The sequence below is a fragment of the Pseudomonas putida genome, from assembly GCF_022627325.1.
In the GTDB taxonomy this organism is placed as follows: Bacteria; Pseudomonadota; Gammaproteobacteria; order Pseudomonadales; family Pseudomonadaceae; genus Aquipseudomonas; species Aquipseudomonas putida_X.
Genome location: NZ_JAETZZ010000001.1, coordinates 791,270 through 803,071 on the forward strand (window position 1 = coordinate 791,270; position 11,802 = coordinate 803,071).

The 11,802-nt window shown below is 54.6% G+C and carries 5 protein-coding genes and 1 pseudogene; 1 reads left to right on the forward strand and 5 read right to left on the reverse strand.

Features of this window, described 5'->3' with window-relative positions; translation table 11 throughout:
* The 5 genes and pseudogenes from nuoC to JNA92_RS26000 form a co-directional block, all read right to left on the reverse strand.
* Positions 1-1,782: an NADH-quinone oxidoreductase subunit C/D gene (gene nuoC / locus JNA92_RS03580; protein ID WP_241803340.1), complete on the reverse strand. Its 1,782-nt coding sequence runs from the start codon at positions 1,780-1,782 to the stop codon at positions 1-3.
* A gap of 79 nt (positions 1,783-1,861) precedes the next feature.
* The gene (locus JNA92_RS03585; RefSeq protein WP_012313769.1) at positions 1,862-2,539 is read right to left on the reverse strand and encodes a NuoB/complex I 20 kDa subunit family protein; all 678 of its coding nucleotides are present in this window, start codon (positions 2,537-2,539) and stop codon (positions 1,862-1,864) included.
* Positions 2,540-2,549: 10 nt separating this feature from the next.
* Complete coding sequence (locus JNA92_RS03590) at positions 2,550-2,963, reverse strand: NADH-quinone oxidoreductase subunit A (RefSeq protein ID WP_003251427.1); 414 nt, start codon at positions 2,961-2,963, stop codon at positions 2,550-2,552.
* An 832-nt stretch (positions 2,964-3,795) separates the two neighbouring features.
* Complete coding sequence (locus tag JNA92_RS03600) at positions 3,796-9,477, reverse strand: RHS repeat-associated core domain-containing protein (protein WP_241803341.1); 5,682 nt, start codon at positions 9,475-9,477, stop codon at positions 3,796-3,798.
* A gap of 323 nt (positions 9,478-9,800) precedes the next feature.
* Positions 9,801-10,592, reverse strand: a pseudogene (locus JNA92_RS26000) (transposase); the annotation flags it as partial.
* A gap of 273 nt (positions 10,593-10,865) precedes the next feature.
* On the opposite strand from JNA92_RS26000, the gene JNA92_RS03610 reads away from it, so the two are divergent.
* Positions 10,866-11,795 (forward strand): AraC family transcriptional regulator, encoded by a 930-nt coding sequence (locus JNA92_RS03610; protein WP_241803407.1) that lies wholly within the window; start codon positions 10,866-10,868, stop codon positions 11,793-11,795.
* Positions 11,796-11,802 lie beyond the last annotated feature (7 nt).

Below are 11,802 nucleotides of genomic sequence, written 5' to 3' on the forward strand. Positions count from 1 at the left end.
TTAGCGGTCCACGTCAGCCATAACGAAGTCGATACTGCCCAGGTACGCAATGAGGTCGGCGACCATGCTGCCTTTGATCACCGAAGGGATCTGCTGCAGGTGCGGGTAGCTCGGGGTACGGATCCGGGTGCGGTAGCTCATGGTGCCGCCATCGCTCGTCAGGTAGTAACTGTTGATGCCCTTGGTCGCTTCGATCATCTGGAACGACTCGTTGGCCGGCATGACCGGGCCCCACGAGACTTGCAGGAAGTGCGTGATCAAGGTTTCGATGTGCTGCAGGGTGCGCTCTTTCGGCGGCGGCGTGGTCAGCGGGTGATCCGCCTTGTACGGGCCTTCCGGCATGTTGCGCAGGCACTGGTCGATGATGCGGATACTCTGGCGCATCTCCTCGACACGGACCATGCAGCGATCGTAGGCATCGCCGTTGTGGGCCAGCGGCACTTCGAACTCGAAGTTCTCGTAGCCGGAGTAGGGGCGCGCTTTGCGCAGGTCGAAGTCGCAGCCGGTGGCGCGCAGGCCGGCACCGGTGGTGCCCCATTCCAGCGCCTCTTTGGTGTTGTAGGCAGCAACGCCGATGGTGCGGCCCTTGAGGATACTGTTTTGCAGCGCGGCCTTGGTGTATTCGTCCAGGCGCTTGGGCAGCCACTCGACGAAGTCCTTGACCAGCTTGTCCCAGCCACGTGGCAGGTCGTGGGCGACGCCGCCGATGCGGTACCAGGCCGGGTGCAGGCGGAAACCGGTGATCGCTTCGATCACGGTGTAGGCGCGCTGACGGTCGGTGAAGGTGAAGAACACCGGCGTCATGGCGCCGACGTCCTGGATGTAAGTACCCAGGAACAGCAGGTGGCTGGTGATGCGGAAGAACTCGGCGAGCATGATGCGAATCACGTCGACCTTCTGCGGCACCTGGATACCGGCCAGCTTTTCTACCGCCAATACGTACGGCAGGTTGTTCATCACCCCGCCAAGGTAGTCGATACGGTCGGTGTAGGGGATGAAGCTGTGCCAGGACTGGCGCTCGGCCATTTTCTCGGCACCACGGTGGTGGTAGCCGATGTCCGGTACGCAGTCGACGATCTCTTCGCCGTCCAGCTGCAGCACGATACGGAACGCACCGTGCGCCGAAGGGTGGTTGGGGCCGAGGTTGAGGAACATGTAGTCCTCGTTGGCGCCCTGACGCTTCATGCCCCAGGCTTCCGGGTTGAAACGTGCCGATTCCTCTTCAAGCTGCTGCTTGGCCAGGGTCAGGCTGTAGGGGTCGAACTCGGTGGCGCGGGCCGGGTAGTCCTTGCGCAGCGGGTGGCCTTCCCAGGTCGGCGGCATCATGATGCGGCTCAGGTGCGGGTGGCCGGCAAAGTCGATGCCGAACATGTCCCAGACTTCGCGCTCGTACCAGTTCGCGTTCGGCCAGATGCCGGTCACGGTCGGCAGGTTCAGGTCGCCTTCGCTGAGCGACACCTTGATCATCACGTCGCTGTTACGCTCGACCGACAACAGGTGGTAGAACACGCTGAAATCGGCGGCAGGCAGGCCACGGCGCTGGGTGCGCAGGCGTTCGTCCACGCCGTGCAGGTCGTACAGCATGCTGTAAGGCTTGGAAACGCCGCGCAGGAAGCTGAGCACCTCTTTGAGCTGGGCGCGCTTGACCCACAGCACGGGCATGCCGGTGCGGGTTTCCTGGGCGACGAATGCTTCGGCGCCAAAACGGTTGTGCAGTTCGACGACCACATCCTGGTCGTCTGCCTTGTAGGGCGGAATATAAATAGCGTTGTCCGCTGTCATGGTCTCGGTCGCTTTGGGTCAACGTTAAGAATGAAGCCAGGCCGCCGGCTCCTTCAGGAGCGGGCGGCAGGTCGCTGGATCAGACTTCGTCGGGGCTGCGCAGGTTGGTTACTGCAATGCGCTGCTCACGACGCAGGTCTTTCTGGGCTGGCATCTCGGCACGGTAAATACCTTGATCACCAACAACCCAGGAAAGCGGGCGTCGTTCTTGGCCGATCGACTCCTGCAACAGCATCAAGCCTTGCAGGAAAGCCTCAGGGCGTGGCGGGCAGCCAGGCACGTAGACGTCCACGGGGAGGAACTTGTCGACCCCCTGAACGACCGAGTAGATGTCATACATGCCACCGGAGTTGGCGCACGACCCCATGGAAATGACCCATTTGGGTTCGAGCATCTGTTCATACAGGCGCTGAATGATCGGCGCCATCTTGATGAAGCAGGTACCGGCGATGACCATGAAGTCGGCCTGACGCGGCGAGGCCCGGATGACTTCGGCGCCGAAGCGGGCGATGTCGTGGGGCGCCGTGAAGGCCGTGGTCATTTCCACGTAGCAGCAGGACAGGCCGAAGTTGTACGGCCAGAGGGAGTTCTTGCGACCCCAGTTGACCGCGCCACGCAGCACATCTTCGAGTTTCCCCATGTAGATGTTCTTGTGGACCTGGTCCTCTAGCAGTTGGTCGGTAACGGTTTCCCGCTCGCCGACCGGGTACTGCTCATTGGGCGCATCCGGATCGATTCTGGTGAGATTGTATTGCATTGCCAAAGCCTCATTGTTTCAGCTTCGCTTGCCGCTTGCGGCGACCTTCGGGAGCCCAATCAAGTGCCCCGACGCGCCAAAGGTAGACAAGACCTGCCAACAGAATTGCTATGAAAACGAGCGCTTCGACGAATCCGGTCCAGCCGCTTTCGCGGACGGACACAGACCATGCAAAGAGGAAGAGGGCTTCGATATCGAAGATCACGAACAGCATCGCGACCAGATAGAATTTGGCGGAAAGACGCAGGCGGGCGCTGCCCACGGGCAGCATGCCGGATTCGAAGGGTTCGTTCTTGGCGCGGCCCCAGGCCTTGCTACCGAGCAGGCTGGACAGGCCGAGCATGAAGGCGCACAGGCCGACGACACCCAGGAGGAAGATGGCAAAGCCCCAGTTGTGGGCGATGAGTCCTGCCGAATCGGACATGCTAGAAATCCTTATACAGAGACCCAGCTCTGCAGTCTGAAATAAGTAGAGCGGCGACGTGGTGTCGCAGGTGCAGTGACCAAATGTCGCAGCTGAATCAATCGCGCTGATTTTATGGGTAAACCTGTTGCAAGTAAAATTTCTGTCGCAAATTTATTCGTAGGGTTATGAACAAAAGGCCGTCGTAAATGGCTGAAAGCCTTCAGATTCGGGCATTGCGTGCGCTTCTGATGATTCTGTTTCTGCCGAGACGTAACGAAGCATCGACTTGTAAATGATAATTAGTATCGTTTGGTCCGACCTGAACTTTTCATTGGTAAATCTCGCGAGGCCAATTGCCCTGGCGTCATCACGCTTGCAAATGCGAAAACTTTTATTTTGGCGGTTTCAGGCGTCACACATACTGCGTTGGGTCAACGCTTTTCTGATAATAGTGCTTAATAGTAGCGTAGGCAGTGCTCGGTGAAGGGGCTCGCTGCGGTACGCACGCAGGTCGGCCAGGTGTGCGCTGAGAAAGGCGGCAAGCCCGAATGCGAACACTGCGGGGGGATGGCCAATAAAATCTCTCCCAGTGCAGCGGCTGTGATGGCGGCTTGGACGGAGCAGGGGCATCCCCTCTGACGGCTGCCACAAGCATAGTCCGGATCTTGGCTTCTGCTTATGTTTGTGCTGACACAAAAAAGAAAGCTCATGCCCGCTGGGCCTGAGCTTTCGATAGTCCATATGCGTCAGGATAACAATCTCAGGTCTCTAGGCGCGCGCGTCATCCAAGCCTCATGGAGGTGCGGATCACGCGTACGCCATGCTGACCAGACGCTACAGCGTTTGAGCGCTAGGTGAGGTCCGTACCATCGAGCAGCTTGGTCAAAGCTGCGTTCTTATCCTTAAGGTATAGCAGACGATCCTCTCGCAGCTGTTGGGCGTTCCCGTAGGCGCCGCTGTTCTTATGATATCGTTTGAGAAGTTTTTCCTGGGTGTGGTCACCTGCAATTTCATCTATTTCCCAAACGTTGTTGCCAGTGTTTCTAGGCCTGAAGGTCTTGGGCCTGAAGTATTCGTACTGCTGTAGTATTCCGTGATTGTTAGCGTCGAGTATGGGCGCGCCATTAGGATCGCACACCCACTCAACTTTGCGCGGCCGCCAGTCTGCAAGTAATTTTTGTTTGCCCTCATCAGAAGCAAGGCGCTCATAGATGACGGCGTCATCTACAAATTCGCACGGGTTGGTGGTGGTTTCGCCCAGGGCTGCGGTTAACTTCATCTCGCCTTCGTAGCCTTTGACCTCTTTATGAGTCAGTCGAGCAAGATCTTTTGCAAAAGAATCTCCATGATTATTGTAGGTGGAGGCGGAGAAGCAACTATGAAGTTTAATTTTGTCATAGTCATCAATGCGTACACCTGTATCCTGCAGCAGCCTTAAGAAGTCTTCGGCAAGCAAATCCGCGTTAGGTGTCACTACACGACCCGTCGCTCTTCCTGTCGCAGTCGCGGCGCCATGAATGTCGATCACCAAACGTCTTAGGCCCTTGTGGGTGTCCTCATAGAGCCTCATTGACTCATCAATAAATCTATAATTGGATACCCCAGCCATGGTCTTATTCAATACTACGCGTGTGCGAGATGCTCCCCTCGAGGCGGCGCCTGCCAGTCTGCTGGCACCTCCGATGCCTGCGGCGATACTGCCCATGCCTGCGCCAAATGACAGTACATTCAACGTCGACGCAAGCTGCGGGTCAGTGTCTTCAACCAGAACTGAAGCCAATTCTAGCCCGCCAGCAGTGGCTCCAAGCACCGCAGCCAGTGCACCTCCGCCGATAGGTGCGGTAAGAATGCTTCCGACGGCGACTGCTATGCGGAATTCCTTGGTGGCCATGATCGGAGGAGCAACTACCGCACTGAAATGCGAGACGCGGCTGTGACCGCTGGGATCATGGTAATTTACCGGATCGCCTGCGCAGAAGGCGTAAGTGGCTGGCCCACCTATACCAAACGGGCTTGCATCATCGGGGCTGCAGAATGTCATGAGGCCGGCATCATAAACACGATAGCTGCCTAGGTAATAGCAGCTACCAGGAAAAATCACTTCGCCTTTGAAGCCTAGCCAGTTCTCCCATTCGGCGTCCACGTCTCTATAACCATAGGGCGAATAACCATGCCGTGTGCCCATTTTGCCGTCAGGCTTGACCGTTGCAAAAATGGTCCCGGCGGCATCGCGCAGTTCGAACTGTGTTTTCGTTGAGTCGGCGCCCGTTTCCTTGTGTGACACAATCTGTCGCAAGTAACATCCGACGTTGTCGTTCAACAAGATGTCAGTCTTCGCTAGCACACCACCCCAGAAGTGCTTGTTGGTAGTGATTTGGCTGCGTGCGTAGACATTATCGCCGCGGTAATGCAGCTGAAACCCCCTGGGCGAGTCGTTGTTCCCTGAAGTAAACAAGGCGCGAACTCGACCGCTTGGGTCATAGGTATAACAAAGGTCTACTGAGCCTTGACTGTAACTCTTAGCCCAGCCTGTACTCTTAAGCTGACCATTAGCCAAGTAGGAGCGGTTAAATGTCAGGCGTCCATTCGCATTAGGAACTTTGCTCCCGTTAGACTGAAGCAGTCCGGGATGGGACTCCGAAAAAGTGCGCTGGTGCGTGATAATGTCACTACTACCGCCTTTCCGATGGCCGTAGGAGGTGATATTGCCGACTCCATCATATTCAAAAACTTCTTCAGTAATTGTGCTGTTCGCACGGGTGTAATGTGTGTCAGTCGCCTTCCAGTTAATCAGTTGGCCGTGTGTGTTGTAAGCGTATTCCTCATGAGATTTTGCCTTGTCATTGATCTTAAGTGTCTGCTTTTTCAAACGGCCTGCCGATGAAAGCGTGCGCCCTAGCGTGATAGTTTCCATTCCCTCGCTCGTGAAGCTGCGTTCAATTTCACGGCCTAGAACGTCGTAATGATAACTGATCGTCATCACTCGTTTGCTCGCCAGATCTTCAATTGTCTCGGTTTTCAATTTCCCATCATCACCGAACTGTGCCGTTGTGACGCTCGCGGAGCTCGCCTGTTTGATCATCCGACCGAAGGCGTCGTAGGTGTACGAAGTCACCTGTCCGGCGATATCTGTCATTTTGATTAGCCGACCGCGCAAGCTCAGTTCGTGGGTTGTGGAAAGGGTGCGCGTCTCACTGGCAGCTGTAGTCGTAGCGAAGACGCACGCTTCGGTGTACGACCGACTGTCGGCCGCCCAGGTTTCAGAATAGCCTTTGTAGACGTTCGCAATGCTTTTCGGCTTGCCCTGTGTTAACGGGGACGCGCCAGAATAGGTATAGTCTTTAGTTGTGTTATTGATCTTCTGGCTTTTGACGCGCCCCCAAGCGTCCAGCGTTTGCGTCCCGAGCACTGTTGGCAGCGCAACGTCTTCGGAATCGGTCGACTCGCCCTCAACAGAGGTACTTATCGATACAGGCGATGGGCTTGCATTGTGCTTTGCATATTCATAAATCAATGCAAGCCCATCTCTCTCTTTCTTGACCAGTCGATCCATAGAATCATAGTGGAACGTTAAGGAAGGGTTTGCGTCTAAGGTAATTTTTTGTGGTAAACCATGAGCGTTATATTCAGTGGTTTGCACGCCCAAGGTGGTTAATTTATCTTTTGATTTTTTTGAATGTTGGGTTTTTATTATCTGTCCCGAGGCATTGTACGTCATCTCCAATTGCAACTCGTCAATATAACCTGTGTGAGCGCTTGAATACTGAGCGGTGCGTTTCCTGGCATCCCAATTGAAGGTTTCGGTGAAGTCGCCGTGCTTGACCGTTATTTTGTTGGCTTCGAGCTTTTTGGTCTGTGTGCGCGTGTCGATCATGTTGCCACCGCTGTCTTGCAGTACAACGGTTTTTGTCGCTACAGTGTCATCCTCGGTCCATTCGGTGATGCGTGTATCATACAGCTCCCCGGAGGCGGTATAATCATGTTCGACCCAGCGCGTAGGCGCGCCTTGTTGATCAAAATCCTGGATTGATAACTCAAGCTTGTTGCCTTGCGGGCAATAAATATATGTTTTAATCGTACTACCTGAAGCAGTTAGCAACGTTTCGCTTCTTTGGCGCCAGTCATCTTCCTTCCCTGTCAGATTGGTCCACTCCTCTAACTGCCTGCCGTGTTCATCGAACATCGTGCGTCGATTCAGTTTTTTAGCCTTGCTGATTTCAACTTTGAAGCGGCGCGTTTTAGGCTCTACGGTGTAGTTGATGTCGACGTCACTGAGATCCGTCTCACCCTGGACGACCTTCTCTGCCGATAATGCACCGTTGGTGTAGGTGTAGCTGGTCTTTATGCCGGAGGCATCAGTACTTTCGACGAGAATGTTGGTAAAGCCTTCCTGAACGCGCTCGGTCACTAGCTTTTCTTCGGCCGAAGCCACTTCGATTGACGTTGTCAACTTGCGCTTCGATTTTTCGTCCGTGGTATAGCCAAATGTGGTCGCGACTTCAGAGTTTTCGATTTTTTTTCCTTGATTGTCTAGGAAGTATACGGTATTGGACTTGAGTTTTGAAAAATGTTCCGAAGAGGTGTCTGTGTCATAGGTAAAGTCCTCCACGGTCATGTGGGCGTTATTCCAGTTGTTAAGTTTGAAGCCTTTGTTGTTTCTTTCGCTCTGGTCTTTGGCAGCCCCTTCGATAGCGGTAATGCTGGATTCATAGCCCTCTCGCAGATAATCATCGTCCTTGACCGATTTAGCACACACCTTGAGTGCGTCAACCATCGCTTTTATCGATTGATCGGCAATGGCCCGCTGCGCTGTCGTTACATCGACCTCGGTCACGTCAGGTGCCCAGACGGTCAATTTTCGGGCCAGTACCACAATATGCGCCCGGTCGATGAGTGGATTTGAAGCAGTGGGGATCTTGTCATAGCCAAAATACGTAATTTTCGTCGTCTCCTCACCCTTTGAGTTTGTACGAGAGACGCGTTCGCTTTCCACATGATTACTGAAGCCGAGTTCATCGCCCGGATAATTCATGTCGAGAGGAAGGTTAAATGAATCTTTTGCATAATTATTTGGGGCGCTTGCCTTAAAGGTTGTATATTTAACGGTCTTGTTTGAGGCGAAATTACCAGCTACGCTTGAAAGTCCTAAAGTAATGAAGCCAAGTATTCTCTGTAATGTGCTGGCGTCATCGCCAATTTCGGATGTTGTACTGTAGTGCGTGTAGTTATTGAAATATGTCCATTCGATTTTTTCGTCGCCTCGTCGCATCTGAATCAGGTTTCCCTCAGAGTTGAACGTCGACTCAGTCTTGCTGATTTCCACGCCGTCGACCGTATGCACCACACAGCTGGTTACGGTGTGGGCCTGCTTGTCATGGGTCACCTCGCACGTCTGCAGTGAGGTTGAGCCATCGGCAGTGGTTTGCACACTTTTAACGACGCCACCGCTGTGTTTAAAGATAACCTTTTGGAGAAGTTTAGTTACTTTTTTGAGCGCAGTGGTTTTCTTTGCAGGTTCGGTGGGTTCGAGGGGCGGTGCGTCGCTTTCAATGGATAGAGACACTTGGCTGGTGTCGTCTTTCCATTCCCAGTCTTCAATCAGGCGATCAGTGCTGCCGGGCAATGCAACGGTATGAAGTTTAGGTTTGTTACCACTCCACGTCAAAGTTTCGTTGGTCTCGCGATTGAAATTGGTTCCATAGTGAGCGGTTGTTTTTAGTTTGAGCTGTGCTTCTCCTTTTTCGATCCGATAGACTGTTTTTGCATTGAAGGGGTCTTTCTTCGTTACCTGCACCTCCAATGCATTGGTTTCATATTTAAGGTCATAAGAAATTTGTTCATCGCTATTCGGATAGACCACAAGCTGTTTCAGCTTGGGAGCTTGCGGGTCGCTGCGATCCCACTTAGCCGTTAGCACGACGCCGATCGCGTCTTGTATGGAGGTAATCCGAGGTTGAGCAGATGTTGATTCCCAGGTGAATTTCAGTCCTTTGCCATTCGACTCCAGTATCTCGCGAATGAGGATGTACGGATGTGCGCTTGAATCTTTCACATGGTCACCAACGCAGTCAAATATTTCTACCACCCCGTTGGTGTGCATAACGGTAAATGACTGTCCTTCCAGGGGCTTTTTCTGGAAGTCTTCTGTGGTGTCCTCAAATGCTTTTTTTCGTTTGGTCAAAATGTCGGATGCATCGAAAATATACCCTGGTCCGACCGCAGTAAGGGAGGCTTTATCGTCTGTCCTGAGACTCATGTGATGGCCATTGAAGAGTGAAACGTCATTAACTTCGACTGCATGCACCTGATAGGCATGTCCGCCGGTCATGCGCCAAGTGCCAACATTGTAAAAATTTAGCGTGGGCAAATCGTTCTTCGCACTGAGCCGGCCGGTAAGCGCCAGTTCAAGCGGCGCCCCATTGATTTGTCCTAAGAGTCGTGCTGCAGGGAGTTTGAATTGACACGCTCCGGAGGATTTATCAACATCCAAAGCGCTTTTGGCTAATGCAAGCTTAAGTTCGACACTATCCATTTCACTCTCCAATATATATTGATTGCCTGCGTGTCGCTGGCCGATGTTGACCATGCAACTGTCAGTATTTGGAGGTGATTAACAATTGACAACTGACAAAAATGCTAGTTCTCAGTAGGCGAGCACAGCGATTATACTGTGCATGATCGGTCTACCCCATTTATGTGCATTTCGTCACAGTGAGTCCCCGGCCTTTCCCGCGCCGGCGCGTCCTTGCAGGCGCCACTGCTGATAACATCCAGTGTGAGTTCCTGGCGCAGACCGAGCTAAATCAATGAGTTAACGTCTATTCAATGAGGGGCAGGCTCGCTGCAATATAAGAACAGTAGCCAGTGCGCTTGGTTGATCACCTTCCGGGTGGGTTTGTCATGGCGCAGGTGGTTGGCTTCGCTGACCCGCATCCTGTCAGTCACCTTTCGTCCATATTTGGCGACTACATCAAAAAGGTGATAGTCCACGTGTGCCTGAGGGCAATGTTTGCGCACCTCCAGTTCAAATGCGGCGTTCAGTCAATCGCCACTGCTTCGATCCGCGTACAGCCTTCAGGCCCTAGTTCTTCAAGGAAGGGGCTGACAGCAGCTCGGCGACGTTCTTCGCCAATCCACAGGACCCGGCGGGTAACGGCATCCAGCACCACGCTAGCGTAGCGATGCCCTTTGAACAGAGCGAATTCATTCATCACCAGGCGTCTGGGCTGGGCCTTCGGTAACCTCTGCAGTGCGGTTTGTAGCGCCCGACGCTCTAGCAGGCGCACGCTATCCCAATGCAAACCAAACAGCTCGGCGACATGCGAGGTAGGTAGTTTTCGACAAACCTGATCACGGCTTAGGCCAAGCGTTTGGTCATCCGCGAATATCGGTCAAGTCAACCGACTGCCTCTATTCGCTTATCGCATGACCACAGCCAGTCCGCCTGAGCTCAACTTTCGGCCGCACTGCGCGGCCAACAATGGGTAAGTCACGGATGAAGCGCTGACTCTATTCGTGAAGGTGGTCCTGGTCTCTGACAACCGCTGCAGGCGGGAAATCTGGTGGGCTGCGGGAGCTGCTCGATCAGATCATCGCCCTCAGACTTAATGGGGATGACAGAAAAGCCATCCAAAATGGCAGTAATATCTTAGGCCAGTGAGCGGGTCGGGCTGTGGCTCGCCCGTGCACATGAATGAAAAGCGCCGACACCGATGCAATCGTCCATAGCTGCTGGCTGGGTTGCTCCTGGTACCGGGCTGGTGCAAGCATAGTCCGGATTCTGCGGATTGCCGGGGCTTCGGGTGTCATGCCTGTGTCACGAATGCCTGCTAGCGTGCCGGTCCCGTCCCGCGGCAAAAGGAAAGCCATCCGGTGCACCCCGCCACGCCTCGCAAGCCCTTCCTGCTCCGTTGCGCCGACATGCACAGCGATGATTTCGGCGCCTTGTTCACACAGCTCTACGGCAACCTGTATGCCGACGTACCGCCACTGGGCGAGGGTATTTCCATCGGCGGGGTGTATGGCCGCTTCGAGGGCATGAGCGTAAGGCGCCTGCATTACCAGGGTGACTTTCGCATCGTCCTGCCCAGCCCGCAGGACGAAATCACCTTTGTACTGCCTACTGCAGGCAAGATCATCTTCGACCATCGTGGCGTGTCAATCGGCGGCGCGCAGGTCGGGCTCGCTGTCGACAAGCTCGAGATACGCTCGGTCCGCATCGCCGATGATCATGCCCAGTGTGGTATGTCGATTCGCCGGGGCGTATTTGCCGAGCGGCTGTCGGCACTGCTGGAGCGGCCTTTGGCGGCCCCGATACGTTTCGCGCCGGTAGTGGACCTTGCCGCGCCAGGCTTCCAGGGCATGCGTGCCTTGCTCGAACTGGCCACGGGCACTGAGTTCGATCAATTGATCAATACCGGCCTGCTGATGCCGCTGCGGTTGCAGGAAATGCTGGTCGACGCACTGCTGGAAACCTGGCCGCACAATTACCGCGAAGCGCTGCACAGGCCGGCTCCATTGCCAGCGCCGCGCCATGTGAAACTGGCGATGGCCTATATCCGTGAACATCCCGCGAGCCTGAGCAGTAGCAGCGAGTTGGCGAGCTTGGCCAATGTCAGCGTGCGGGCGTTACAGGAGGGCTTTCGTCGGTTTGCGGGCACTTCGATCGTCGGGTATCAGCGGCAGGTGCGGCTGGAGCAGGCGCGTCAGGTGCTGGCAAGCGAGCAGGGTACGTCGGTGGAGCAGGTGGCGTTACGCTTCGGCTTCACCAATGCGGGGCGGTTTGCCCAGTATTTCAAAGCGGCGTTTGGTTTGCCTCCGGCACAGGTCAGGCGCAGGCATGACCCATGACCTGCGG